The 26,941-nt window shown below is 63.9% G+C and carries 22 protein-coding genes; 11 read left to right on the top strand and 11 right to left on the bottom strand.

The features are described 5' to 3' along the window. Positions 1 to 28 precede the first annotated feature (28 nt). Together AB0I57_RS16370 and AB0I57_RS16365 are read left to right on the top strand one after the other, a co-directional pair. Positions 29 to 1,057 (top strand): alpha/beta hydrolase, encoded by a 1,029-nt coding sequence (locus AB0I57_RS16370; protein WP_358337225.1) that lies wholly within the window; start codon positions 29 to 31, stop codon positions 1,055 to 1,057. Between the two features lie 401 nt (positions 1,058 to 1,458). Next, on the top strand, positions 1,459 to 1,875 hold the full coding sequence (locus AB0I57_RS16365; protein ID WP_358337222.1) for a hypothetical protein: 417 nt from the start codon (positions 1,459 to 1,461) through the stop codon (positions 1,873 to 1,875). Between the two features lie 6 nt (positions 1,876 to 1,881). On the opposite strand, the gene AB0I57_RS16360 is transcribed toward AB0I57_RS16365, so the two are convergent. After that, positions 1,882 to 3,102: an MFS transporter gene (locus tag AB0I57_RS16360; RefSeq protein ID WP_358337219.1), complete on the bottom strand. Its 1,221-nt coding sequence runs from the start codon at positions 3,100 to 3,102 to the stop codon at positions 1,882 to 1,884. A gap of 231 nt (positions 3,103 to 3,333) precedes the next feature. On the opposite strand from AB0I57_RS16360, the gene AB0I57_RS16355 reads away from it, so the two are divergent. From AB0I57_RS16355 to AB0I57_RS16345, 3 genes are all read left to right on the top strand, one after another. Then, the gene (locus AB0I57_RS16355) at positions 3,334 to 4,281 is read left to right on the top strand and encodes a hypothetical protein (RefSeq protein WP_358337216.1); all 948 of its coding nucleotides are present in this window, start codon (positions 3,334 to 3,336) and stop codon (positions 4,279 to 4,281) included. A 2-nt stretch (positions 4,282 to 4,283) separates the two neighbouring features. Beyond that, positions 4,284 to 4,973 carry an ESX secretion-associated protein EspG gene (locus tag AB0I57_RS16350; RefSeq protein ID WP_358337213.1) on the top strand — a complete coding sequence of 230 codons (690 nt, stop codon included), beginning with the start codon at positions 4,284 to 4,286 and terminating at the stop codon, positions 4,971 to 4,973. A 90-nt stretch (positions 4,974 to 5,063) separates the two neighbouring features. Continuing rightward, positions 5,064 to 6,386 (top strand): hypothetical protein, encoded by a 1,323-nt coding sequence (locus AB0I57_RS16345; protein WP_358337210.1) that lies wholly within the window; start codon positions 5,064 to 5,066, stop codon positions 6,384 to 6,386. 11 nt (positions 6,387 to 6,397) lie between these two features. Here the strand turns inward: AB0I57_RS16345 and AB0I57_RS16340 are convergent, their stop codons facing one another. The 4 genes from AB0I57_RS16340 to AB0I57_RS16325 all read right to left on the bottom strand — a co-directional run bounded on the left by AB0I57_RS16340 (position 6,398) and on the right by AB0I57_RS16325 (position 11,601). Continuing rightward, positions 6,398 to 7,024 (bottom strand): DUF1326 domain-containing protein, encoded by a 627-nt coding sequence (locus AB0I57_RS16340; RefSeq protein WP_358337207.1) that lies wholly within the window; start codon positions 7,022 to 7,024, stop codon positions 6,398 to 6,400. 15 nt (positions 7,025 to 7,039) lie between these two features. Next, positions 7,040 to 7,807, bottom strand: a complete 768-nt coding sequence (locus AB0I57_RS16335; RefSeq protein ID WP_358337204.1) for a DUF2182 domain-containing protein — start codon at positions 7,805 to 7,807, stop codon at positions 7,040 to 7,042. Between the two features lie 84 nt (positions 7,808 to 7,891). Further along, positions 7,892 to 8,539, bottom strand: coding sequence for a restriction endonuclease (locus tag AB0I57_RS16330; protein ID WP_358337201.1), 648 nt, complete (start codon positions 8,537 to 8,539; stop codon positions 7,892 to 7,894). A gap of 161 nt (positions 8,540 to 8,700) precedes the next feature. Further along, positions 8,701 to 11,601: an FAD-binding and (Fe-S)-binding domain-containing protein gene (locus AB0I57_RS16325; RefSeq protein ID WP_358337199.1), complete on the bottom strand. Its 2,901-nt coding sequence runs from the start codon at positions 11,599 to 11,601 to the stop codon at positions 8,701 to 8,703. A gap of 206 nt (positions 11,602 to 11,807) precedes the next feature. Between AB0I57_RS16325 and AB0I57_RS16320 the strand changes: the two genes are divergently transcribed. The 3 genes from AB0I57_RS16320 to AB0I57_RS16310 all read left to right on the top strand — a co-directional run bounded on the left by AB0I57_RS16320 (position 11,808) and on the right by AB0I57_RS16310 (position 13,539). Continuing rightward, a complete protein-coding gene (locus tag AB0I57_RS16320) occupies positions 11,808 to 12,590 on the top strand; it encodes a DUF427 domain-containing protein (RefSeq protein WP_358337197.1) in 783 nt (260 codons plus the stop codon). A gap of 63 nt (positions 12,591 to 12,653) precedes the next feature. After that, complete coding sequence (locus AB0I57_RS16315; RefSeq protein WP_358337195.1) at positions 12,654 to 13,085, top strand: hypothetical protein; 432 nt, start codon at positions 12,654 to 12,656, stop codon at positions 13,083 to 13,085. Between the two features lie 106 nt (positions 13,086 to 13,191). Beyond that, entirely contained in the window at positions 13,192 to 13,539 is a 348-nt protein-coding gene (locus AB0I57_RS16310) for a helix-turn-helix domain-containing protein (protein WP_358337192.1), read from the top strand. A 58-nt stretch (positions 13,540 to 13,597) separates the two neighbouring features. Here the strand turns inward: AB0I57_RS16310 and AB0I57_RS16305 are convergent, their stop codons facing one another. Continuing rightward, the gene (locus AB0I57_RS16305; protein ID WP_358337189.1) at positions 13,598 to 14,473 is read right to left on the bottom strand and encodes a slipin family protein; all 876 of its coding nucleotides are present in this window, start codon (positions 14,471 to 14,473) and stop codon (positions 13,598 to 13,600) included. Beyond that, complete coding sequence (locus AB0I57_RS16300; protein WP_358337186.1) at positions 14,470 to 14,937, bottom strand: NfeD family protein; 468 nt, start codon at positions 14,935 to 14,937, stop codon at positions 14,470 to 14,472. The genes AB0I57_RS16305 and AB0I57_RS16300 overlap by 4 nt, the downstream gene beginning before the upstream one ends. A gap of 774 nt (positions 14,938 to 15,711) precedes the next feature. On the opposite strand from AB0I57_RS16300, the gene betT reads away from it, so the two are divergent. Genes betT through AB0I57_RS16285 form a run of 3 tightly spaced genes read left to right on the top strand, consistent with a single transcriptional unit; the run spans position 15,712 to position 21,022 of the window. After that, entirely contained in the window at positions 15,712 to 17,940 is a 2,229-nt protein-coding gene (gene betT / locus AB0I57_RS16295) for a choline BCCT transporter BetT (RefSeq protein ID WP_358337183.1), read from the top strand. After that, positions 17,937 to 19,445: an aldehyde dehydrogenase family protein gene (locus AB0I57_RS16290; RefSeq protein ID WP_358337180.1), complete on the top strand. Its 1,509-nt coding sequence runs from the start codon at positions 17,937 to 17,939 to the stop codon at positions 19,443 to 19,445. The genes betT and AB0I57_RS16290 overlap by 4 nt, the downstream gene beginning before the upstream one ends. After that, a complete protein-coding gene (locus AB0I57_RS16285; RefSeq protein WP_358337177.1) occupies positions 19,442 to 21,022 on the top strand; it encodes a GMC oxidoreductase in 1,581 nt (526 codons plus the stop codon). The genes AB0I57_RS16290 and AB0I57_RS16285 overlap by 4 nt, the downstream gene beginning before the upstream one ends. A gap of 302 nt (positions 21,023 to 21,324) precedes the next feature. On the opposite strand, the gene AB0I57_RS16280 is transcribed toward AB0I57_RS16285, so the two are convergent. The 4 genes from AB0I57_RS16280 to AB0I57_RS16265 all read right to left on the bottom strand — a co-directional run bounded on the left by AB0I57_RS16280 (position 21,325) and on the right by AB0I57_RS16265 (position 26,939). Then, on the bottom strand, positions 21,325 to 24,606 hold the full coding sequence (locus AB0I57_RS16280) for an arabinosyltransferase domain-containing protein (protein WP_358337545.1): 3,282 nt from the start codon (positions 24,604 to 24,606) through the stop codon (positions 21,325 to 21,327). 422 nt (positions 24,607 to 25,028) lie between these two features. Continuing rightward, the gene (locus AB0I57_RS16275; protein ID WP_358337174.1) at positions 25,029 to 25,868 is read right to left on the bottom strand and encodes a hypothetical protein; all 840 of its coding nucleotides are present in this window, start codon (positions 25,866 to 25,868) and stop codon (positions 25,029 to 25,031) included. A 10-nt stretch (positions 25,869 to 25,878) separates the two neighbouring features. Next, positions 25,879 to 26,433 (bottom strand): TerD family protein, encoded by a 555-nt coding sequence (locus AB0I57_RS16270; RefSeq protein ID WP_358337171.1) that lies wholly within the window; start codon positions 26,431 to 26,433, stop codon positions 25,879 to 25,881. 8 nt (positions 26,434 to 26,441) lie between these two features. Beyond that, entirely contained in the window at positions 26,442 to 26,939 is a 498-nt protein-coding gene (locus tag AB0I57_RS16265; protein WP_358337169.1) for a hypothetical protein, read from the bottom strand. Positions 26,940 to 26,941: the final 2 nt, after the last annotated feature.

Here is a 26,941-nt window from a genome sequence, read left to right as displayed (position 1 = left end):
GGTGGCGAGGTCGGAAGGAGGGCACGAAATGTGCACTGCAACTCACGACTTCTGCCTGGCACCGGTTCCAGTGACCCGGCGGGAGTTCGCCGGAGCGAGCCCGCAGTCGCGGGCCCTCGCACACACACTCCGTCGCACGATCAGGCCGTTCCTCGACAAGTGGGCGCGTTACCCGGATTTGCCGTGGCCCACGGGAGTCGTCGACCTGTTCGGGTACTCACTCGGCCCGGTTCGCGGAACCCAGCGCAGGCCGATCCGGCTGCCGCACTGCCACGCCGAGTGGATCCGACCACCCGGAGAGGTGGCCGACCGGGCCATCCTCTACCTCCACGGCGGCGCGTTCCTATGCTGTGGAATCAACTCCCATCGGCAGATGGTGTCCCGCATCGCGGCGGCATCGCAAGCGTCGACGCTGAATGTTGCGTATCGCATGATCCCACAGAACCCGATCCGCGCAGCGGTCGAAGACGGTGTAGACGGCTACAAATGGCTGCTGTCGCAGGGGTACACCGCTGATCGCATCGTCATCGCCGGGGACTCGGCGGGCGGCTTCCTCACCTTCATGGTGACCCTCGAAGCCGTGCATCAGGGCCTGCCCCGTCCCGCCGCAAATGTCGCGCTGTCTCCATTGACCGATCTCGATCCTGCCCACAAACTGGCCCACCCCAACGCCGACCTGTGTGCCGTCTTCCCCCGGCGCGCTGTCGGAGCACTGACGACACTGATCGAACGGGCCGACACCAGAGGAGGGCACGGCCCTTCCTCCTCGCCTGTGGACGGCCTCCTCGCACCGATGCCGCCCGCGCTCATCCAGACCGGCTCTCAGGAAATGGTCTACGTCGACGCGGAACTGATGTCGGAGCGGCTTTCCCTTGCGGGCGTTCCGTGCGAGCTTCAGGTGTGGGAACGGCAGGTGCACGTCTTCCAGGCAGCTGCGGGATTACTTCCCGAAGGCACCCGCGCCATCCGCGAGATCTGCGAGTTCATCCGCAAGGCCACCGACACACCCGGAAGGCCGACTTCAGCTCACCCTCCCGTACTGGGCGGAGCGGGCTGACATCGAGGCCGGAGTTGTCGGTGAATCGGCCTCCGGCGGTGGCCGTGCTGGGTGTCTCCATGGTGGGAACGGCGTTGGCGCTGAGTGCGCAATGCCCGGAACTGGTTTCGAGTGCAAACAGGGCAAAGCTCCTCGACCGACGGCGAGCGAGCGCCCCCCGGGCCAACACACCGGGAAGAGACATACAGCACCCGAGTCCCGCGACCCTTATGGTTGATGCACTCAGGGGGCGAGCGACCACTCGCCACTCGACGGTTTCCACGGTGGAAGCCGGGGGATTCGTCGTCACGCCTTGCGGCGCAACTTCGGGGGAGGTCGAAGAGCATGTCTAGTACAAACGCAACGTCTGAGCACCCTTCCCTCCGCACGGCTACATCCAAGGGGTTCTCGGGCGGTATCCGATGAACGACAGGACCATAGCGATCGGAGCGCTCGCGGTTGCCACCTTCTCGACAGTGTTCGGGCTGACGATCGGCGTCGCGGGGGGTGCATTCGGCAGCCCCGGCCCGCCGGTCTTGCCACCACCGATCACCTCGAAGGGCCTTCAGTCCGCCGTCTCACACACCTCGGAAACAACCACATCGCAGGTGGTCATCCCACCGACCCCCACCTGGCGGATGGCGGACCTCGAAACCGAGCGGGCGATCCCGAGCACCAGGAAACCTGTCTCGAGCACCAACACTCCTCCGCACACACTCAGGTCGACACCCCCCGTCGCCACCGAGCTTCCGGTCACCACCGGAACCAGCACGCCCGCAATCACCACAACGCGTCCGGTGATCACCATTCCGCCTCTGACTACGCGGCCGACGAGCTGAATCGCCTCATTTGGCCCGTCTTCCAACCAACTGTGCGATCACGACTGCAACTATGAGCAACTCGACGAGTCCGGTGAATACGACGCCCGCGACTCGCAGGTCGGTGAAATCGGTCAGAACGCCGACGCCGATGGCGGGAACAGCCAGCATCACGTAGATCCCGGCGAACAGCGCAGACGACACGCCCCCACGCAGGTCCTGTTCGACCTGCTCGACGGTTGTCGCAACTGCTGCGTTGAAGCACAACCCGCCAGCGAGGCCGAGTACCACCGAAGAAGCCAGCATTGGCGCGAACGCCGTTTCCACCAGCGCGAGTGCGAGCAGAGCCGCGGAAATCATCAGTCCGATACACCCGACCAGAAGCGCGCTCGCGGCCGGAATCCGGCGCGCTACCAGCTGACCGATGGCCATGAAGAGAAACGCCAGGCCCACCAGCAGACCGGGCAGCGTGTGGCTCATCAATCCCAGGAACTCGGCCACGAACAGGGCCGATACGGCGGTGAGCACTCCTGACACCGAGAACGCGGCTCCGGCCGCGAGGACTGCCAAGACGAAGGCACCGCGAATCGCCGATGGAACCTGCAAACGAATCGGGCGGATCCGCCACGCCGGAGGGGTTTGAGGAGCGGGCACGAAAATCCACAACCCCACGAGAGCCAATAGCGCGAGCACGAGGTTCAACAGATAGGGAATCATCAACGGACTCGATGTCACGTCCGCGAGCACCCCCGCGGTCAACGTTCCCAGACCTAGGCCACCGGCATTGACTGCAACCGCCAGCATTCCGCCCACTGCCTTCTGCGCGGGTGGGAACAAGTCGATTATCGCGGCGGTCCCGGCACCGATCATGAGCCCCGCGGACAGACCGGAGATCACACGCGCCAGGACGAAGATCGGCAGCGTCGACAAGATCAGGAACAGTGCTGCGCTGAGCACCGCCAGCGCGACCGCGACCATCAGTACGGGCCGACGGCCAACGAAGTCGGACAGTCGGCCGAACATGACCAGCGCAACAACGACTCCGACCGCATACACGGCGAACAAGATCGTCACCGTCAGCGCGCTGAAAGACATCTCGTGCGCGTAGATCGAATAGAGCGGGGTCGGAAGCGTCGTTCCCATCATCGTGGCGAGGAACGCGAACGCCGCGGCAAAAATAGCGAGTGCAGGCGGTCGACTGGGGGATCCGCGCAGCGCCTCGGACGCTGCGGGCGAGAGCGAGGACACGGTAGCAAGCCTTCCGAAGACAGGGCTGGTTAGAAGAACTAGGGGCTGGTGAGAAACACGGGTCATGAGTCGCGGAGCAGGACAACTAGTCGACGCGAGCAGCGCCGTGCGCTCACCTGAGCGCGGCACCGGCGATGCCGATCCTCGTACAGACCGGCCTGCAACCTGTGACTCCGCTGGGTTCTAGGATTCAACCCGCGACCATGAGCGTCCGAGTACGGGGGGTTGGGGATGAACCGGGAGAACTTCCAATCGAGCGATTGGGACCATCGCGCGATCAAGAGCGCGGTCGACTCCTTGGCGCCTGCGGAATCCGAAACGGTAGCGGCGAGGTGGGACCACATCGGACACCGTTTCCAGGAATCGATCACTACCTTTCACGATGAGATCCGATCCGCGATCGACGACGGGTGGCGCGGAACGACCGCTGCTGCAGTGGGGTCTGCAATAGACGAGTACACCTCTCGAGCCCGGCAGGTCGGCGATCAGTTCTCCGATGTCGGGGGCGCTCTGCGCCATGCGATGTCCGGCGCCGAGGCGGTACGCGGTGCGGTTGTTCCACCGATCGACCACACCACGGACTGGACCCGGGTTCTGCCCTGGAACTGGACTGGTGAAGCCGATGCTGACGCCGCCGAGCAGAATGCGAAGGCCGCCATGGAAACGCTGTACACACCGGCGTACCAAGGGGCGAGCGAGCACCTACCAGTGTTGCAATCCACATTCCCCAATAATGCCGACCGCGGCCTCGACGCCGCCGCGACGAACGCCGCTGCGGCCCCTCAGCCAGTGGGTTTCGATGTCGGCCCGAACGGAACCTTCGGCGTTCCCGATGACCGACAATTGGCCGGGAACGAGGAGAGCCGGGAATCATCCAGTGAGCGCGGACACGACGACGGTCCTCGTCGTGAGAGCCCGGACGAGGGCATACGTTCCTCGGCGCCGGATTCGATTGCGAACGCTGCCCTTGCCGGAGCTGTTGGCGGCGGTATAGCGAAGTACGCGCAGCACGTCGTCGCATCCCACCGATCCCCACCTGCGAGTCCGCCCCCGCCGAAGGACCACGTTGATGGCGACGACGCCGAAGAAGAACCCCCGACCTTCCTCGAAGATATCGACGAGGGCAGCGAACTGGTCGGAAGACTCCCTCTGGTCGCGCCCTCGGTGATCGGCAAATAGATATGGGCCACTGGGGATTGACGGGGCCGCAGTTCTCGGCACTGTGGGCGCGGACCGGCCAAGACCGGATTCCGTATCCGTTTCGAGTCACCAGCACACTGCACACTGCCGCCGAATACGAAGCCGAGCAGCACCGCATCCGCGCCGACTTCTCCGGGCCTCGGCACGATCTTCTGGACTCGGCACTGCTGGTACTCGCCGTACCCGACGTACGTATCGAGATCTCTGGTTCACGAGGCACGGACGGCCAGGCTCCGATTCGCATGATGGGCGCCGTCGCCCGCGGTCACGGGGTCGCAGCAGTGCAGAACCCGGACTCGGCGGTCGTGATCCGGAGTTGCGAACCGTACGACGTCGCCAGACAGCTGATCGCGCAACTCCCCGACGTAGAAGCAGGCTCTGCCCAGGGCATCGTGTTCGCGCGTCATGAGGATGCGACCACCGGACACGCCCGACTGGCAACCCGAATCCTCAGCAGGCCGGCGACTGGTCAGGGCATTGTGACGGTGACCCGCGGTACCCGTCACCGCCCGAAACCTGTAGGCGGACTCGCGTGGCGTGATATCGAGGATGACGGCCGCTACCTCGTGTGGGGCGATACGAACGTGGCGGTGGAACCGGGCACGTCGTGGGATCTGCTGAGTGCGGTCAACCGGCTGACCGGACCGATTGCGGCCGGACACCCCGTCTGAACACGCGCCGTCCTCAGCCACGGTAACGGTGATCGCCGTTACCGTGTAGAGCGAACTAGGTGACTCGTTGCCGACCTGGACGGAGCAGACATGCAAGACTTCGACCTGGATTCGAGCGTGAACCGCGATTGGGCCGACTTCCAGAGGCGTCTCGCGGACTATCTGGCCGCAATGAAAGACGAGGACCTCCTGGTGCTCGAATCGGGTTTGGAAGAACTCGACGAATCCGAGGGGCGAAGGCCCTGCATCCAATTCCTCGTTTGGGACGGTGACACGGTTCGCTGTGAAGTTCCGGCGAACCACCAGCTGCATCCCACCCGTCGACTGTCCGATGCCGAGCAGACCTACCTGACAGAACTCGGCTGGAATCGGCCCACAGACGGCGCAGTCGAGGAATTCGACGACGGGTCGCCGGCGTTCTACGTCGACAAGAAACTCGCATGGTCCGATCAACTGGCAGCGATGGCGGTCGCGGCGTTCCGTGACATTTGGGGGGTGGCCCACCCGTCGTTCCTGAAAACCGAAGCAGCCCTGTCCGATCCTGCGCCCGCATTCGATCCGATCGCAGTGCGTCCGCCGCTCGTCGAGAATATCGACCCCACTTCAGCCGTCGTGCCGCGTGACGTCGAGCATCTTCAGGAATTGATCACCCTTGCGCTCGTGCCACTACTCGGTGTTCTTCCCGAACGCGACCCTGACGGTGACGTACCGATCCGGATGAGTAACACCATACTGTTCGTCGGACCGGTCGCCGACTCCGTCGACGTGCAACTGTTCGCGCCGTTGGTACACAACATCAGCGACCGAACTCGGGCCGCCGAGGTCACCGCCGACCTGAATCGGACGTGGTCACGGATCAAGTTCATTTTGGTTGACGATCGGTTGTCGGCGTTTGTCGAGGTGCCGGGCAACCCGTTCGTTCCGCAGCACCTGACCGACAACTGCAGTCTGTTCTCCGACTTTCTCGAGACCGTCGACGACGAGTTCTCCAAGCGATTCGGCGGGAAACTCTCGTTCTATCGAAGCAACACCGCTGACGAGCAACCCGCCGCCGACATCCTCGTGAGCGATGCGGATCTGCCCGAGGAACTTCTCATCCTGTTCCATCTCGACACAGGATCTGCAGGCGATCTCGATCCAACCGCCGTCGCCGACGTCTGCGGTCACGACCGCCATCGGATCCTCGCACTGCTCGACACCTGCACCGACCGAGTTGCTCGTCTTCGTGACACAGATGACCCGACCGCAAAGCACTGGGAACGGCTGGCGCACGTCCTGCGCAACGCCCTCCGTGGCATCGTATCGCCGCCTCGGACTTCCAGTCCTGAACCCAAACCGCGGCCCGAGCGGTCCGAGCAGTTGGGAATGTCCAGCAATCCCGAGGAGCGGACGCGATTCGACGACCCGTCCTAGCAACACACCTTTCAGTCGTTCGACCACTCGAACTCGAAGGCGATGCAGTTGGTGTCGGCGTAGCCGTAGTGGAGACCCTCGACCTCGATCTCGAACGATCCGACGCCACACTCTCCCTTCCTCAGGATGGGTCCTTCGGGCAACACGATCTGCACCTGGTGGTCCTCCCCGGTCACCGGATCCTTCAAGGAATCACCAGTCGCTCGACCAAATCCTTCGGCTGTCATCGTTGCCTTCACGCCGGTGCCCTCGAAGCTGATTGGCGCCCTTGCCCGGCCGATTACCTCATAAGTCCCGGCGAGAAAGGTCCACGGGGCACCGCCGAATGCGCCGGTGATGATCTGGTGCAGGGTATCGACCTGCTCCTCCGTGGCGTCTGGGTCGACAATCAACACCGTCTTGCCACCCCCCTCATGGATGGCGCGCGGGAAATCGAGAACCACGACGCTCTTCACGCCGGTGAGGTTGACGTCTCCACACGAACCCTGCCGTATGTCCAAGCAGAGCAAGTTCTGGCAGCTGCCATCTGCTGAGCTCGGGAACCCCGAGAAATAGCAGGTGCAACCTGGCACGCAATTACAGAACTCATAAGCGTGACCCTTCAGGGCCCACCTGGTGCGTTGTTCGGTTGTCGACATTTTCGAGCCTCTCTTTCACACAATGTTCCCGATGAGAGCCGGGTGCAGCAGCAGAGCAGCGCCGAGAACGAGGAGTCCGGCCGCAGCCGTCTTGGCCAGCACCTCTCCGAATGGAGCCGTCTTCTCGAGCAGGATCAGGACCGCAAGTGCGATCATCCACCCCAGCGACATGGTGCCCAAGGCAACCAACAGTGCCATCAACATCCAGCAGCACCCGAGGCAGTAGATCCCGTGTCTGCCACCGGCCAGCGCAGCCCCGGTGGGCCGGTTTAGGTTCCGGCCGTGGTGGAGAAAGAAGGACAGCGGCGAACGACAGTGACGCAGGCACAGCGACTTGAGCGGCGTCAGCTGATAGACCGCGGCACCGATCGCGACAGCGCCTGCGAACCGGGCCGCCCACGGACTCGCTTCAGCCAACGGCCCACTCAGGCGCCGCCACAGGAAGTACGCCGGAATGCCCACCGCACTCCACACCACCAAATAACCCCCGACGAAGACCGCAGCGGGTGCTGCGGCTCCCCGAGCAGCTGCCAGGGCGTACAAGCGGACCACCGGCAGGATGGCCGGCAGCATCATCGCCCCCATCATGGCGACCCACGCAATGAGAAAGGCTGCGAACGACATCGCGGCCATCGTGGAGGATCCCGTGCGCCCCGCACCGACGAAGGTCCACCACCATCCGAGTGCTGCGACGACCAGCAGCGAGTAGGGAAGCCACAGGCCCTGCGACAACCGGGCACCACCTTTGAATCCGCTCGGCTCGGACATCTGTCGCTGGGGCATTCCCTCAGTGTCCGCTGACATATCATGCGACGCCAGCCCGGTAGCCGCTGCTCGAGCGCGGTCGACCCTGGGGTGCCTGCAGAACTATCTGCCCTTGGTTCGCCGGTGCACGATGAAGAGAAGCCACAACGCAGGTGCGCCGACGACGGCGAGGATCGTCGCAACAACCCGCAAAGCGACGAAACCCTCGCCGAAGGGTGCCACTATCAGGACGATCGTGCACAGGACCGCGCCGAGCAATCGCCAATGCGCGCCGAGCAATGCCGTAGCCAGTGCTCCCATGCTTCGGGCCAGGACGCGCGCCGGCGACACCGGCTTCGACGGCAGGGCCACGGGTGGTGGTGCGTCCGAAGCAACGGCTGAATCCCTCACTGCGGAAACCAGTTCCGGTGCGTGGGCACCGACTGGACAGGTCTCGCCGTCCGGCTCGGTTCGAAACAGGGCCATCCCCACCTCGTCTGCGTACGCGACGGCCTCGTCGGTATATCCGGAACCTGAGAAATACAGTAGTTTCGTCCCGTGACTGGTTCCGCGGGCACCGTACAGACTCTGGAGGTTCGACCGCCCGGCGCTGTCCCCTCGCCATTTCACCTGAGCGTAGGCACTCGACGAATGAACGTCGATACCGCCCTCCGCCCCACCGAGAAGCACTGTCGCGTCACCGTATCCGAGCCTCTGCATCTGCTTGGCCGCGTTGGATTCCGCGTCAGCCGCCGTGCGAATGCGTGTCATGCCTTACTCCCCAGGAAATCGAACAAGTCCCTCACTCGAAGGTACCTACAGATCCTGAGTAGTCGACTTCCCAGACAGTGCACCCGAGCCCGCACGCCAGGCCGCGAGGAACCTGTGAAGTTCATTTCCGGCCATGATCTGCGCAGCAAGTGAGTCCGCGCTTACTCCCCTACGTCCGCAGACTGCGCGGGATCGAGCAACTGGGCAAGATGCATCGACAGCCTGGCGGGCTCGAGTTGCCGCACCTGCATCTGGCAGCTGAACCCGTCGGTCAACACGACCGCGTCGGCCGGACTCTCGCGCAACGCTGGGGCCAGCGCCTGCTCCGCGACCCGCATACTGATGTCGTAGTGGTCGGTCTCGAATCCGAAATTTCCTGCAACACCGCAGCATCCGGTCGCCTCACGCACTCGGTGCACTCCTATGGCCTGCAATACCCGCCGCTGGGTGGCCGCATCGAACACGGCGTACTCGTGGCAATGGGTCTGTAGCGTTACATCCCCCGGCAACCGCCCGCTCGGGGACCACCCTGCCTCCGCCTGTTCGAGCACCGCTACAGCGAAGCTCCGCACCCGTGAGGCGACGCGACGCGCGGAGTCGGTGTGCACGAGTTCGGGCAGATCCTTCCGGAATGCCGCAGCGCAACTCGGCTCGAGTACGACGATTGGGCGATCGCTACCGTCGTCTAGACGTTCGACCGCCCTGGTGAGTGTCTTGCGAGCCTGCTTCAGTTGACCGGTGGAGATCCACGTCAGTCCGCAGCAGACGTCGCTGCGGCACTGGGAACTGAGCCCCGCATCGGCGAGCACCCGCTTCGCCGCCCCGATCACCTCTGGCCGGAATCCGCGAGTGAACGTGTCCGCGAGTAACACGACGTCCGCGTTTCGGCTGATCGAATCCCCGATCTGCTGTCGGATTCGCCTGCGGGACGCAAACTCCGGCATCGATCGGTGCGAGGTCAGGCCCGCAAGCTTGGCCGCGACGGTCGCCGACCTGCCGACCGCCAGCCTGTTCACCACGGGAGCGCATCGCTGCGCGATCCGCAACCACACCGGCAACCAGCCGAGGGAGTAATGCGACAGTGGACGCATCCGGCCACGGTAGTGATGGTCGAGGAACTCGGACTTGTAGGTCGCCATGTCCACACCAACCGGGCAATCGGTGGAACACGCCTTGCATGACAGGCAGAGGTCCAGCGATTCCTTCACGTCCTCCGACCGCCATCCGTCGGCGACGGTCGGTGAGTTGCGGACCATTTCCTGCAGCGCACGTGCCCGGCCGCGGGTCGAGTCCTTCTCGTCGCCGGTCGCCCTGAAGCTGGGGCACATCACCCCACCCGTCGACGCTCGGCACCGGCCGACCCCGATACAGCCCTGCACGGCATGCACGAAGGGGGATACCGGCACGTCGGTAGCGAGGTTGAAGTCGAAGCTTGTCTGCCAGGACCGCGAATCGACTCCCTCGAGCGCGAGATTGCCCAACAGCGGTTCCGGATCGACCACGCTACCCGGGTTCAGGACGGCCGCCGGATCCCAAATCCGCTTGAACCGGGCGAACGCCGCCATCATCCTGGGGCTGTACATGATAGGCAGCAACGAGGACCGTGCGCGGCCGTCACCGTGCTCGCCCGACATCGAACCACCGAACCGTACGCACAGTTCGGCGGCCCGGTGGATGAATCGCGACATGATGTCGCGGCCATCTTCGGTGCGCTGATCGAAGTTGATTCGGATGTGCATGCACCCGGCGCCGAAGTGCCCGTACATCACGCCGTTGAGATCGAAGTCCTCGAGCAGCGCCTTGATTTCCACGAGGTAGTCGGCCATCTTGTCGGGCGCAACCGCAGAATCCTCCCAGCCTGTCCAGGATTCGCCGCCATCGACCAAGCGCGCGGACAACCCCGCACCGTCCTCGCGCACCCGCCACAACGACGCACGCTCGTCCGGGTCCGAGACCACACGCGCGTCGACGAGCCTGCCCGCGTCTTGCAGTTTCGACACCAGTTCGGCCCCGCGCAGCGCGACCTCCGTCGGATTCTCACCGTCGAGGTCGACGTACAGCCAGGCCTCGCCTTCGGGCAACCCCGTCACCGAGTCGACGCCGCGCCTGTGTCGCATGGTGTCGACGATCGTCGAGTCGATGCCCTCGATGGCCGCGGGCGAGTACCCCAGAATCATCACGTTGTCCCGCGCGGCGTCCACCAGGTCGCGGTATCCAAGGCACAGCAGCATCGCCGAAGGAGGCACAGGTACCAGCGCAACGGTGGCGGCCACGACCACCGCGCACGTTCCCTCACTTCCCACCAGAGACCGCGCCACATCGAAGCCGTTCTCGGGCAAGAGACTAGCGAGGTTGTATCCGGACACCTGTCGGGGGATACGGCCCAGTTCGAGCCGAAAGTCCCCGAGATGCTCGCGAGCCAGTTCATCGAGCTCGGCCGTTATCCGAGCGGCCTCCGCGAACGCCGGAGCGTCGTCCGGATCGGTGCCACGCAAGCCTTCGCGGGTCGCGGTCAGGCGGTGCCCGCCCGCAGTCACGAGATCGAGGGCGACAACGTGTCCGGACGTGCGACCGTAGCGCACCGAGTGGTTGCCGCAGGCGTCGTTGCCGATCGCGCCACCGACTGTTGCACGAGACTTGCTCGACGGGTCCGGTGCGAACGTGAAGGCGCCGTCCGTCGCCAGTTGCACGGCCCTCTGCAGCTCTGTCAGCACGATGCCCGGTTCGACGACGGCTGTGCGGGCGGACGCGTCTACGGAATACACCCGGTTCATATGGCGGGAAAAATCGAGCACCACTCCCCTGCCTATGGCGTTGCCGGCAAGAGATGTACCGCCACCGCGGCTGGTGACCGGAATACCCCGGTCTCTGCAGGCGCGAACGATATCGACTACTTCACCGGGTGTGCGGGGAAAGGCCACCGCCAGCGGTGGCACACGATAGTTGGACGCATCGAAGGCGTATTCCGCTCGCCGCCGTGAATCCGTGTCGAGATCGATACCCCGCGCAGAAAGTTCGGAGCTCAGCGGCGTGAACGAACTCGGCCCCGTCAATTCAGCCACCCGGTGCCGCTCACGTATCCGGCGACAGGTGCTTCGTGCATCAGGGCGGGTGCGGCCATGCCTCCATCGTCGAACCGGCAAAAGGGACTGTCAACATTCACCACGCCCGGTCATCGGGTATGCGAACTCGGCCGCTGGCAGCTTCCCGAAGGTGCGATCATGGATGGGGCACGTTTTGCACCGCGACCGACACCTTGGAGTAGTCGATGTCCACAGCACTCACGCATGCAGCCGCAGCCCAGCAGAGCGCGGAGAACGGGCACATTTCGATCGAACCCGGCCACAAACGCATCCGGGTCTTCTTCGGCGGTCAGGCCGTCGCGGACACGACCCGCGCCGTGTACCTGTTCGAGAAGAATCTCGTGCCGGTCTACTACATCCCACGCACCGACGTGAACTTCGACGTCCTTTATCCCGTCGACGCCACCACGACCTGCCCGTGGAAAGGGAAAGCGCGGTATTGGGACCTTCGGGTCGGCGACCGATCCGCCCCACAATCTGTCTGGGGGTACGACGAACCTCCCGCCAACTCCCTCGACCTCAGCTCATACGTCGCCTTTCAATGGAACAAGATGGATGCCTGGTATGAGGAGGATCAGCAGGTGTTCGTCCACGCGCGCGATCCGTACGTCCGCGTCGACGTCCTGGAATCCTCGCGACACGTGGAGGTATACATCGGCGACACCCTGGTGGCCGACACAGTTCGTCCACGCCTGCTGTTCGAAACCTCGTTGCCGGTGCGCTACTACATTCCCCGCATCGACGTCCGGTCCGAGTTCTTCACCAAGTCCGACACCAGGACTTCCTGCCCGTACAAGGGAAATGCGTCGCACCTGTCCTTCACGGGGCGAGGCGACGGCGAGCCTGTGAAGGACGCAGCGTGGTACTACCCCTTCACCACTGCGGAAGCCTCGGGCATCGACGACCACCTGTCGTTCTACCCCGATCGGGTGCGGATTGTCGTCGACGGCAAGGTGGTGGAGAATTGAATTCGGAAGAGTCACTACCTGGACTCCGCTCGAAGTTTCGAACAGCCCTGAACTGGGCATTTGATGACCATGAGTAGTACAGACGGCCCCGGCGACACGCTGAGTCCCAGCGAAAGTTTGGACTCCGACGACGTACGCAACAACGATGGCGACGACGTAGTCGACCCACCGGATGGGTGGATCGAAGCCGACAGGTTCGGCACCACCGCAAGGGAAGGGCGAGAAGGAGAGTCGCTCGACGCGAGGCTGTCCGAGGAGGAACCCGACGTTGCGTGCGAGGAACGATTGGATGTTCCAATCGCCAACCTGTCCGACGACGAACTCTCTACTGACGTAGATCGAGTCATCGACGGTGACGAGGTCGAGATTCCGGTGTTCGGTACGAAGCACGCTCATGTAGTGGAGGGCGTCATCGTCGAAGACTCACGCACCGACCGAGGCCAGATCGACGGGGCCGCGGAGGATGGCGATTCGTTCTTCACCGTCCTGGACTGAAGCTTCGACAACAGCAGGAGGCCATTGCCGGAGCGAGTCCACGACGGGACTCACCCCGATCGTGAGATCGTAGTTGAGATTCCAGTAATTCGACGGGGAGCCTGCCATGAGCATCGACCACATCGTTCCCGCACTGGACCCCGAGGCCGCGGCTGGGCTGCGCGCCGCCCTCGCCGGGTCCCCGGCCGTCACAGTCGATGGTGCGGAACTCCCCCCGCCTGCGAACAAGGCTGTTCTCGAACTGCTTGCACTTCTCGGTGAAGGCCAGAGCGTGGCGCTCGGCTCGGTCGCTGCATTGCTTACCACTTCACAGGCTGCGGAAATCCTCGGCGTCTCTGACACCTACGTACGTCGGCTGGCCAACTCGAAGGTGCTGCCCATACAGATGCGCGGCACACACCGCCGTTTCCGGCTCTCCGACGTGATGAACTACCGCGACCGGACGACGCCGTGACGCCGAGTTTCGACTGGTACCGCCAGATATCTCTGCTCGAGAATCCTTCGACGACAACTCAGTTTCGTGTGCGATGCGGGGCACGCTCCTCAGTACCGGAGGGCGGAATCATCGCCGCCAGATTGGCCTGGGCTTCGAATTGTGCGCGCTCGTCGTCGGCGCCTTCCGCACCAACCGCTTTCTGCCCAGCGGCGAGGAACGGACGAACCAGGTCGAGAGGCAACGGGAAGACGACGGTGGAATTGTTCTCCCCGCCCATTGCGCTGAGGGTCTGCAGGTAGCGCAATTGCAGGGTGGTCGGGTTGCGGCTGATGACTTCAGCAGCTTCCGCGAGCCTGGTCGAGGCCTGGAACTCGGCTTCCGCATTGATGATCTGGGCGCGCCGCTCGCGTTCGGCCTCTGCCTGCCGCGCTATCGCCCGTTGCATGTTGGCAGGGATCTCGACGTCCTTGATCTCGACAGTGGTGACCTTGACCCCCCACGGTTCGGTCTGCTGATCGATCACTTTTTGCAGGTCTTCATTGAGGCGTTCCCGCTCGGACAGCAGTGCGTCGAGATCCGCTTTACCGAGGATCGACCTCAATGTGGTCTGGGCAATCTGCGATGTCGCGGCACGGAAGTCTTGGACTTCGACAATCGCCCGATCTGCGTCTACCACCCTGAAGTAGGCGACAGCGGTGACCTTGACCGGCACGTTGTCGTTGGTGATCACTTCCTGAACGGGAATTCTCAAGGTGACTGTCCGCAGGCTGACCCGTTCCATCCGGTCGATCGCGGGGATCAACAGAACGAGCCCTGGACCCTTCAACTCGACGAGTCGGCCCAATCGGAACACGACGGCTCGTTCATACTCTCGAAGAACCCGAATTGCGCTGCCCGCCAACATGAAAAGGAGCGTGATTACGACAAGTGAGATAACGAGGATGGTAGTCATTGCGGTAGCTCCCAAGGCTCTCGTCGACGCACCGTGAGAGTCAGGCCACGGATCTGCTCGACGACGACGGCATCACCCACTGCAGGCGTCTCGTCATCGCCGAACTGCGTTTGGGCCTTCCACAGGCTTCCGGCGGCCTCGACCTGACCCTGTCGACCCGCCCAGTTGCGAACGGTAGCGTCGGACCCGATCAGAGATTGCAGTCCTGTGCGCACAGGGGCGTGCCGGGCGATCAATGCCTTTCTCCCGCTCACGGCCGCAAGACCCACACCGACCAGCGCAACTCCGGCGGCCGCTGGGATCGCAATCATCTGCGCCGTGTCGCTGGACGTGATGAGCAGCCATACGCCGGCGGCGACGAACAGCGCCCCGATCCCTGCGAGCAGACCCGCAGTCGGTACGTGTGCTTCGACGACAATCAACAGCACACCTAATACCAGGGCCAGCACGCCCAACTCGATCATCTCGCATCACCCACGATCCAGCTCCGCGAGGACTCGTGCAGCATCACATCGCCTCTTCACGATCGAGTCCTCAATTCAACGGTAAGCGAGTAGCCAGGCTCTCGCCACCAGCAATTCCCTGGTAAGCCGATGCTGTGTAATCCGAGTTGGACCCGGGTCGGACGCAGTGCGCGGCTGGTCCGGCTTCGCGAGTTCAGGCGTGGTCATTCGGGCATGACGAAGCTGGATCGCGGCGTTCTCGGTGACGCACCGACCATGCAGCCGTCGGCGATCTCTCGGCATAGTTCGTGACGTACGGTTTTCTTTGCGGTTCCACCGCATCGCACTCGTTGGAGCGATCGCGAATCCTCGACGCCGGCCGGTCGAGGTCTGGGCTCGCGTGTCACGCCATCTCGAGGAGCCGCGACGACGGGCGTGCGCTACTCGCTGCCCACAAGTACGGATCGACAAGCGTTACTCGGCAGCAACCGCGTTAACTTGAGAGGCCGGAAGGCGCGACAACATACCACCTAATCCACCCTTTACCCGCAGAAGGGTAGAACATTTGCCGAAGTCGGAAGCGGCAGCTGAACGTGCAAAATTTCACTCTGTCACCAAATATGCTCGAGTACTTACCCTTTCACGCCAGTAGAAGCAGTTCCTCTCATGCCGCCTGCGGCGCCCTTACCGGTTTGACCGCGCTTGAGTGATACGGTCTGTCAGCCCCAACCGTTCGCGAGAGCCGCCGTAGGGCCGACTTACCGGTCGCACAGGGCCGATCACATGAGGATTCTGATGGAAAACGAAAGCAATGGCCGCCAGGCCGGATCGATTACGAGCGATCTCGTCCATGGCGAGCCATCTCCGCCCAAGGGCTCGTCAGACAAACCCAAACGCTCGTCAGACAAATCTGGGCCACCGGTTTCGGTGAACTGGCCGGTCTTCATCGGCTCCAGCGTCGGCATCGTCGGCATCATTCTGTGGGCGTGGATCAATCAGGACAACGCGGAATCCGTAATCGGCTCGGCGGTGTCCTGGGTTGCCGGCAACCTGGGCTGGTTCTACATCCTGCTAGTCACTGTGGTGCTTGGATTCGTCGCCTGGGCGGCTATGTCGAGCGTGGGCAAAGTCAAGCTCGGACCCGACCACTCCAAACCTGTTTTCGGCCTGTTCTCCTGGACAGCAATGCTCTTTGCCGCCGGAATCGGCATCGACCTGATGTTCTTCTCGGTTGCCGAACCGGTCACGCAGTACCTCGAGCCGCCCACCGGAGACGGCGGGACCAACGAGGCGGCACGGCAGGCCCTGGTGTGGACGCTGTTCCACTACGGCATCATCGGATGGGGCCTGTACGCCCTGATGGGGCTGGCTCTGGGCTACTTCGCCTACCGCCACAACCTCCCGTTGAGCATCCGTTCGGCCCTCTACCCGATCTTCGGTAAGCGGATCAACGGCGCGCTGGGCAACTTCGTGGACATCGCCGCACTGCTCGGTGCCATCTTCGGGCTCGCCACCAGCCTCGGGATCGGCGTTGCTCAGCTCAACGTCGGACTGAACGGTTTGATCGGGCTGCCTGAGGGGACACCTGCACAAGCGGGACTGATCGCGGTTGCGGTGATCATTGCAACTCTGTCGGCCGTGTCCGGCGTGAATCGCGGTGTGCGGCGGCTCTCGGAGATCAGTGTGATCGTGGCCATCGGCCTGCTGGTGTACGTTCTCGTGGCCGGATCCACATCGTTCCTGTTCGACGGCATGGTGCAGAACATGGGCGACTTCGCGAGCCGCTTCCCCGGCATGACGCTCGATACGTTCGCCTACGACTCGCAAGAGGCCTGGCTCTCGGCGTGGACGCTGTTCTTCTGGGCTTGGTGGATTGCCTGGGCACCCTTCGTCGGTCTGTTCCTCGCCCGCATCTCCCGTGGCCGAACCATCCGTCAGTTCGTGGTCGGCACACTGACCATCCCGTTCCTGTTCATCCTGGTCTACATCTCGATCTTCGGAAACAGTGCCATCGACATCGTTCGCGGTGGCGACAGCGAGTTCGGGGCGACCGCCATGGCATCCCCCGAGCGGGCGTTCTACTCGCTGCTCGAGCAGTACCCGGGAGCCCCGATCCTCGCGGCGATCGCCACGTTCACCGGTCTCCTGTTCTATGTCACCAGCGCCGACTCGGGCGCACTGGTAATGGCTCGATTCAGCTCCCGAAACCAGGACAACGAATCCGATGGCCCCGCATGGGTGCGAATCTTCTGGGCCTGCGCCACCGGCGTGTTGACCCTGGTGGCACTCATGATCGGCGGTATCACCACCCTGCAGAACGCCACGATCATCATGGGCCTGCCGTTCGCGGTCGTTATCATGTTCATCATGCTCGGCCTGTTCAAAGCGCTTCAGGTGGAAAAGAACTGGGCAGAGTCTCTGCGGAAGTCGCTGCCGAACGCGCTGTCCAGCCGTAGCGCAGGCGGCACCACTCTGCACTGGCGCCAGCGCGTCGAGCGGTCTATGCGCTTCCCCGGCGCCGACGCCACGGAGCGCTACGCAACGACAGTCGTCGGACCAGCCCTTGCCGAGGTCGCGGCCGAACTCCGAAGTCAGGGAGCTGACGCTTCGGTGGGCGAGCAAGTGGTCGAATCTTGCGGAATCCACTCCTACCACCTCAATGTCCTGTTCGAGGGTGAGCGTTCGTTCCACTACCAGGTCTATCCCACCGAACACCAGACACCCAGCTACGGTCAGGGCGCACAGAAACTGGACAAGTACTTCCGCCTCGAGGTGTTCTCGGCTGACGGCAGTAATGGGTTCGACGTGTTCGGGTTCACCAAGGAACAGCTCATCAGCAACGTTCTCGACCACTACGAGCGGCAACTCGAGTTCCTGCACCGCAGCCATGGCACAGACTCCACGGCTGTCGACAACGATCCGGTCATCGACTGGTCGCACGACTTCGAGGCCCTCGATATCGGTGACCTCACCAATGGAGAACGGGGCGCCGACGAGGCGCGGTTCGAATTGGAGCCCAAGTGACCGCTCGCACCCTGTTCATCAACGGCACCTGGCAAGCTGCGACGGACGGAGGCGTCCGGGACATCGAGTGCCCCGCCACGCGTGAGCTTGTCGGGACGGTCAGCGAGGCCACCCGCGTCGACACCGAGAAGGCCATCGCTGCGGCGCGCACCGCGTTCGACGACGGCCGGTGGTCGAGCGTGCCCGCGGCCGAACGCGGTGCCTTCCTGCTTCGGGTCGCACAGCGGTTGCGCGAACGCAAGGCGGAGTTCGCGCGCGCCGAATCCCTCGACACTGGGAAGCGGCTCGTCGAGTCCGAGATCGACATGGACGACATCACGGCATGCTTCGAGTACTTCGGCCGTGTGGCGGCACAGGATGCGGGGCGACTCGTCGACGCAGGCAGCGACACCGTCGTCAGCCGCATCCAGTACGAACCGGTCGGCGTATGCGGGATGATCACCCCCTGGAACTATCCGCTGCTCCAGGCTGCGTGGAAGATCGGGCCCGCTCTGGCCGCGGGCTGCACGTTCGTGCTCAAACCGGCCGAGCTCACCCCGCACACCTCGATCCTCATGATGGAGGTGCTCGACGAGCTCGGTCTGCCCGCGGGCGTCGCCAACCTCGTCACCGGCACCGGCCCCGATGCAGGTACTCCGCTGAGCGAGCACCCGGACGTCGACCTGGTCTCGTTCACCGGTGGACTCGTGACCGGCAAGGTCGTGGCCGCCGCCGCGGCTGCGACCGTGAAGAAGGTGGCGCTCGAACTCGGTGGCAAGAACCCGAACGTGATCTTCGCCGACGCCGACTTCGACGCCGCTGTCGACAACGCCCTCAACGGCGCGTTCGTGCACTCGGGGCAAGTGTGCTCCGCGGGTGCCCGGATCGTTGTGCAGGAGTCGATCGCAGAGAAGTTCACCGATGCGCTCGTCGCTCGTGCGCAGCAAATCCGGATCGGTGGTCCGTTCGATGATCGGGCCGAAACCGGCCCGCTCATCTCGGCGGCGCACCGCGACAAGGTCGACGCGTACGTGAAGGCCGGTGTCGCCGAGGGTGCGCGGGTTCGCTGCGGCGGCGCATTTGCCACCGGTATCTCCGGAGACACCGATCTCGATGCCGGCTACTACTACCTGCCGACCGTGCTCGATCAGGTACGCAGCGGGATGTCCGTCGTCGTCGACGAAGCCTTCGGACCCGTCGTCACGATCGAGACGTTCACGGACGAGGACGATGCCGTGCGGATCGGCAACGACACTCACTACGGCCTGGCTGGGGCGGTGTGGACTCAGGATGCCGGGCGAGCGCAGCGGGTGGCCAACCGGCTACGCCACGGCACCATCTGGATCAACGACTTCCACCCCTACCTGCCGCAAGCCGAGTGGGGCGGGTTCGGCCAGTCCGGTGTGGGCCGCGAACTCGGTCCCACCGGCCTCGACGAGTACCGTGAGGCCAAGCACATCTACCAGAACATCGCGCCCGCCGTCACGGGCTGGTTCGAGAACGCATCTCAGCAGGAGAACCGATGAACGAATCGGCCGCCGGCAGTACCTTCGACTATGTCGTGATCGGCGGCGGATCTGCGGGTTCCGCCGTTGCGGCGCGACTGTCGGAGGATCCCGCCGTCAAGGTCGCACTGATCGAGGCAGGCCCGGACGATCGGAACATCCCCGAGGTGCTGCAACTCGACCGGTGGATGGAATTGCTCGAATCCGGTTACGACTGGGACTATCCGGTGGAGCCGCAGGAGAACGGCAACTCCTTCCTGCGTCACGCTCGTGCCAAGGTGATGGGCGGATGCTCCTCGCACAATTCGTGCATCGCCTTCTGGCCTCCCGCCGAAGACCTGAACGAGTGGGAGTCGGAGCACGGCGCCACGGGTTGGAACAAGGAGGCGATGTGGCCGATTCTGAAGCGCCTCGAGACCAACGAGGATGCAGGTCCGGACGCGCCACATCACGGCGACAGCGGACCCGTGCATCTGATGAACGTCCCGCCCGCCGATCCTTGCGGAGTGGCATTGCTCGAGGCATGCGAGCAGGACGGCATCCCCACCGAGCGGTTCAACACCGGCAAAACCGTCGTCAACGGGGCCAACTTCCTGCAGATCAACCGGCGCGCCGACGGCACCCGTGCGTCGTCTTCGGTCTCCTACATCCACCCGATCACCGAGCGGGACAACTTCACCCTGCTGACGGGTCTACGTGCCACCCGACTCGTGTTCGACGGCACCCGATGCGTCGGAGTCGAGGTGGTGGACAACCAGTTCGGTAGGGCCAAGCTCATCCGGGCGACAGGCGAGGTGGTGCTGTCAGCCGGCGCCATCGACTCACCGAAGCTGCTGATGCTCTCCGGCATCGGTCCCACCGTGCATCTACGCGAGAACGGCATCGACGTCCTCGTGGACTCCCCAGGTGTGGGTGCCAATCTGCAAGATCACCCTGAGGGAGTCATCTCGTGGGAGGCCTTGCAGCCCATGGTCGAATCCTCCACTCAATGGTGGGAGATCGGTGTTTTCACCGCCGTGGACGAGGGCCTGGACCGGCCCGACCTGATGATGCACTACGGGTCGGTGCCGTTCGACATGCACACGGTGCGGCAGGGCTACCCCACAGCCGAGAACGTCTTCTGCCTTACCCCCAACATCACGCACGCGCGTTCTCGTGGCACGGTGCGCCTGCGGTCGCGGGACTTCAGGGACAAGCCGCGCGTCGACCCCCGGTATTTCACCGACCCGGAGGGCTACGACATGCGGATCATGATTGCTGGGATCCGGCGTGCCCGTGAGATCGTCGCCAAGCCGGCGATGAGCGCGTGGGCGGGCAAGGAGCTGTTCCCCGGAAAGGATGTGCAGTCCGACGAGGAACTCGCCGACTACATCCGCCACACTCACAACACCGTCTATCACCCCGTCGGCACCGTCAGGATGGGCCCTGCCGATGACAACATGTCGCCCCTCGACCCGCAACTGCGCGTCAAGGGTGTACAGGGATTGCGCGTTGCCGACGCCTCGGTGTTTCCCGAACACACCACCGTGAACCCGAACATCACCGTAATGATGATCGGCGAGCGGTGCGCGGACCTGATCAAAGCCGACCGAGGCTGAGCGTTCCCGCCGTTGCGGGTCGGGCGAGGTAGGCGACGGTCGAGACCACTTCTCGGCCAGTCCCCGCCCCGCCCGCTACTGCCCGACGACTGCCACACTTGTGCAGTCGTCGGGCTTTTCGGTATTCAGGGTCGGATTGTCTTTCACCGCACTTGGCGGGACGCGTATACCGACTACCGTGGCTCCCTGCCCTGTGCAACGGTGCAGGGAGCCACGGGTAGAGCGACCACAATGAGCCGCCCCTTCGCACCGAGATGATGGTCCGGGCAGGCCCGGACCATCATGCTCGTGCGGCGACGGTTTCAGGAAGTGATGTTGATCGGTCCTGGCGTCCACAGCCCGGACCGGGTCACGGTACTGGTGTGGATCTGTGCCGGTTCGGCCGTGCGGTCGATTGGGACGAACTGTTCGATCGACCCCCAGTCCCGATCCCAGTCATAGGCCAGGTATGAGGGGATGGTCCTCGCGCCGAGCAGCAACTGAGTCCAGCCGAGCGGCCCTCCACCGTAGTGGTCCTGCCAGAGGCCTGTTACGACTGCGAGCGGGCGGTCCGGAGAGATCCGGTATTCGGGAACCTCGGACACCCCGTTGGCGTGAAGCATCTGGTCCTGGCACGGGAAGTTCAGTCCCACCGCCCAATCGAGCAGCACCGGGGTGTCGTGACCCAGCACGTCCTGAAGCGTTTGGGTTTGTGGAACGCGCGGAGCCGTGAATGCCAGCCACTGTTCGGGGCGAACATCGTTGTCGGCAGCAACGATACGGACCACATCCGCCTCGGCCGGCAACTGTTCGAGTGGAACTCGCAGGTTCCGCCACGAGGGGGTCGGTCCGATGTCGATCGGCACCGCCGAACCCAGCACGGTCACTGTGCCGTCGGAGTTCGAGATTCCGTATTCGAGAATCAGACTCTGTCCGTAAGTTTCGATGCCGTCGGGGTTCACGGAACGAATCCGCCCGGCCGCCGAGATCGAGACGATGTCTCCGCGTGAACCGACCGAATCGGGATCGGGAAGCCGGTACCAGTCCGTGGTTACCGTCGCGATCCCGTCTGCGCCGAGACTACCCAGTACCGGAGTGGTTCCTGGATCGAGCCCGAACGGCAGGGCCACTGTACTGCCGTTGATTCCCTCGCCGCCGAATCCCCCGCCGGTTCCAGCGGTGCCACCGGAGGTGTTCTGGTCCGCGTTGGTGCGATCGACGGTGTTCGCGGTTCCAGAGGCGACGTCCTCGGTGTCCGGCGTGAGGTCCTGGGCGACACCGTTCGGGTGGAACCCGACGACTCCACCCGCGGCAAGGGCCGCGCCGATGTCTCCGGAGAGCGGCTGCAGCATGGAGGCATTGGGGTCGGTCTCGAGGAGAACATCATTGGCCAGGCCGCAGGGTGCCCCTGCGAGTGCGTCGATGTTGGACCTGGCCACGGAGTACGCCGGGTACTGCGAGACAGCCCCCTTGGCGAGCGACAGCACCTCGAACGCAACCATCAGCGCCGCGGCGAGTGTCAACGGCGGAATGGACCACAATCGTGAGGGAGTGTCGGTGCGTGTCGAGGCGTTCGGATGGATGTGGAACCAGGCCGCAACGCCCAGGAGCAGCACCGCAACAGCGAGAAGCGCAACCGCGAAGCCGTTGCCACCAATCGACGGCGGCTTGTCGAACCAGGGCACGCCGTAGCTCGAGACATACCACCAGCCGTTGCGGCCCGCGAAGGAGATCGCGAGCACGGACATCACGGCTGCCGCGAACAACGCGCGGTTTCGCCGGGACCGCAACACCGCCGGGGCCACAGCGACCGATGCCGCGATCGCGACTGCCGCTGCCAGACCGGCGTAGATACCGAAGTGGTGGGTCCACTTCGTTGGCGCGAACATCATCAGCACCATCGCGCCGATGGTGACACCGACAATCCTGCGGGTCGGCCCCACCGATGCGCCCGGAATCCGACCCCGTCGAAGCAATGCCACGATCACCGTCAGCAGACACAGCACCATCGTGAACACCGCGAACCGGCGTGCGAGAGAGCCGTCGGTGCTGTCCTGGAACAGCCACTGATAGCGCATGTACTCGTCGAACCAAGCAACGTTGGGTCCAATCGCGTGCACGCGCTGCATCTCCTGCACCGCTGCAAACGTCTGATCCGCGAACACCGCCACGAGCACGACAAGACCGGCCGACACCAACGGCAGCAGCAGCGCCGCGTATCCGACGGAGCGGGCACGGTCGGCGACGATCCGCGCGATCGGGCGGGCGCCGGAGATCAGCGCAGCAAAGCAGATGATGCCCGACGGTCCCGCTGTGACCGTGAAGGCTGCGATCACGATCGCTGCAGCCGCAGGCAGCAATCGCCGTGTCGCGATGGCACGTTCGACCGAGCACCACGTCAGCAGCACGCCCGCCGCGACGACCGGTTCCGGCCGCAACCCGTTGTTGAACGGCAGCCAGAACGCCAGAAACACGAGGGCACCGGTCCACAACGGTAGTGACGAGCGCCGGGCCGCCACCCCGAGCCTCGGGGCGACCTCTCGACTCAGAAGCCACCACGTGAGGATTCCGGCGAGAAGTGCAGGCACACGCACCCATACGCTCGCCGTCGACAGTTGTGTCATCCACGCGAGGACGTCGTAGAACGGCGTTCCGAAGGGTGCCTCGGGGACGCCGAACCAACGGAAGTAGTTCGCCATGTAGCCCGACTCGCCTGCGGCTCGCGCCATACCGAGCTGGTAGCCGTCGTCGGCGGTGTTCGCGCCGATGATGTGCCACACACCGAGGACGCCGATCACCACGGCGTCGATACGTGTGAACGACCACCAGGACGAGGGAAGAAGCCTGCGCGAGCGCCGGCCATCAGTGGCATCGAAGCGGTGCAGCGACCACAATGCGAGGGTGGTGGCCAGTACCGCGAGCACCATTGCTGCCAACTTCACCGCCGTCGGCGACGTCGTGAACCGCGTATCGAGTGTTGCGTCGACCCGCAGACCATCTGGCGCAACGCCGTCGAGGTCCGAGAAGACCCCGACCATCTGCGGGCGCAGATCACCGTCGAAGACCTGCTCCGTGTCGCCACCGCTGCTGCCTGTGACTGCGACAACAGTTCGGGCCGGAGTCGAAGAAATCGACACCGCACAGTCCGGACCAGACAGAGACTCGACGGGCGCAGACAGCAGAATCGTGTTCCGGGCAACCACCTCGAGCCGATCGTCGCCGTCACCCCCGATCACCCGGGCGGACAACGCCCATCGGTCCGGATCCGCCGCACCGATGGGGACAGTCGACACCATCACCCCGCCGCCCGCTGCTGCCAGTTCCCCGACGGCCGCGCATGGAATGCTGATGTCGAGATCGGTCGGCGTGTACGACACCAATGGCGCCGTGACATCCGTGACCAAACCGTTCTCAGGCCACGAAACCCTGGCCTCGGTCTGCTGCACCGGCAGGAACGGGATCGCGATCGCAGCCAGGATCCCGACAACCGCGCTGACCACCGCGACCAGACGCCCTCTCGTGAAGTGAGTCCCTCCTCGGAGGGATTTCCTCCCGGCTCGTTCACCATTAGGAGTTGGCATCGGCAGACCTGCCGACGTTCTCATGTCTGTCACGGCACGAGAGCATATCTGTACTCGCACCGATCCCTGGAAGTCCTGACTCGGCAAATAGTGATAGTGATAGCTCACGATCCGTCTCGATGATCAATGGGTGCCTGCAAGCCGGCCCTGGGGGGTCGAGATCGAGGATCGGCTGTGCTTCGGTGGGTGTGATTCGATACCGCTGGCCACAACGGACTGCGGTGCTGGTCAGCGCGTGCTGAAGCGATGGCGCGAGAGGACTGGGTGGTGCGGTCGATACCGGCACAGGCCTCCGAGATTCGGTGACCTCCAACACATCGTGACCGAGCACCGGCGCATGTAAGCAGGTTCACAAAGTTGAGGAAGTGAAACAGCCAACACGAGGCCTGACTGGCCGTGGCAAAGCGGGGTCCAAATCCGCCCTTACCTCGGGGCCGCTGTGCCGCTCAGTCCAAAGGGGTGCGGTCGTCGACCCACGTGATGCGATCGAATCCGTAGGCTCGGCAAGCCTGCTGAACAGAGCCGTCGATCGGACACATTTCGGCACGCAGTACGAACTCGCCGCGCACGTTGTACAGAGACATCACGACACCGATGCTCCCCGAGGGCATCCGGTCCAGCGGAATTTCGATCCGCGCATTCGCAAAGGTCGTCACGACCAGCGTGCCGCCCCAGGGAACCTCGTTGCCCGCATCCGAGTACCCATAGATCACGAGCCGATCCAACTCTCGACACTGCCGCAGATCGACGGCGAACTTTCCTCGACCGTCGTTCAGTCCGGCTATCACCGGCGCCAAGGAGTTCAGGGGTGCCGCCATCCTGCCGGAGGTGGGCGCGAGAGTGGACGAAACACCTGACCTGAGCGTATAGGCGCACCCGAACTGCAGGTCTCCCACAGCGTCTGTGCACGCTGCCTCGACAGTGAGCGAGCCCACGCCGCTCTGCAACCGTGTCAGTGTGACGGTCGGCGCGTCCGGGGTCAGGATGGTCCGGTCTGCAGAGTTGGCCCGCCGGGCGGGGCGAATCGAGGACGGAACGTCGTCGGCAACAGCTGGAGTCGCCGCGCTGTCGATGGATAGGTCGAGTTCCGCATCCCCGGGGGTCGACAGATCCAATAGGTTGCTCGAGCCTGTGGACGGCTCGACCGTGGAACGGGCGTCGGCCGGCGAACTGTCGTTGACGGGGCGCGGAAGGTCGACGGATGGTTCGGCTTTCGGCCGCGCACGTCGCCGGAGGAACACCAGGTCGGGACGACCGGGTGCGTTGGTCGGATCGGCGAAGCTCATACGTCGCCCCTCACAGAGGGATTCCGTAGTCTTGTGCGATTCCTAGGATTCCATTGTCGTAGCCCTGGCCGATTACCTTGAACTTCCAACCGTTCTTGTATCGATACACTTCGCCCAGCGCCATTGCCGTTTCGTTCGAGAGCAACGGAGCGAAATCTTCCGAACGCACGAGTTCAGCGTTTCCGGCTAGGTTGAGAACTCGCAACTCGCACTTCCGTAGCTGACCGAGGGCGCGGCGCCGGGCCGTGCCTTCATTGAGGTAGAGCACGACTACGAGCCGTACCACGCTGTCAGGAACTGCTGACAAATCGATTTCAACCTGCTCCTGATCACCCCCGAGGGCTTGCTCGAGCTGCACGGCAGACAACTCCGGGGAGCTCAGTTGGTTGAAGAAGACGAAGTGATCTCCGGACAGCGCCTTCCCGTCTGCGCCGCACAGAATCGTCGCCATCACGAGATTGTCGTCGAGAGGTGACTCGCCTCCCGCATCCCAACCGACACCCAGAACCAACCCTTTCAGATCTGGTATCTCCCTGGTGAGCTCGACATTCGCTCCCCTACGCATGACGCTCGTCATAGATCAAGGTCCGATCTGGTGAACTTTGTACGGAGGAAGTTGCCCTGCGTCGTCAGGGCGTCAACATCGTGAGATCTGGTTGCGGCAAGGATGTCCGTGGCAGCGCCCCACAGCGACTCGACCTGCTCGAGTAGGAGTTGCTGAGGGGTGTGCCCGGACCGTCCGACGCTAACCGCAGTCTGGTCGTCGAGCGCGAGGTAACTACGAAGAGTCGTAGGCAGGTAATCGGTCGTCATCGCTCGGACCGAAATGGCGGCGTGAATGTCCAAGGGACGGGCTTCGGAGGTAGCGATGATCTCCCGAAGTGTGTCGGTTACACAGCGTGCCGCGACAACCGCCTCGTTCGGGAGCCGTCCAGCGTTCAGGTTGATGAACGAGACGAGTTCATACAGGCCCCGAAACAATGCTTCGGGACTGTCCTCGTCTTCTACGAGTGCACCGAGAGGGGGTGAACCATCCGGCTCACCCTGATTCCTCCGAAACCACGACAGCATTC

Origin of the sequence: Rhodococcus sp. NPDC049939, assembly GCF_040656415.1 — a bacterium.
GTDB lineage: Bacteria > Actinomycetota > Actinomycetes > Mycobacteriales > Mycobacteriaceae > Rhodococcus_F.
Note: the sequence above shows the minus strand (reverse complement) of the source record. Positions and strands in the feature narration are given on the sequence as shown.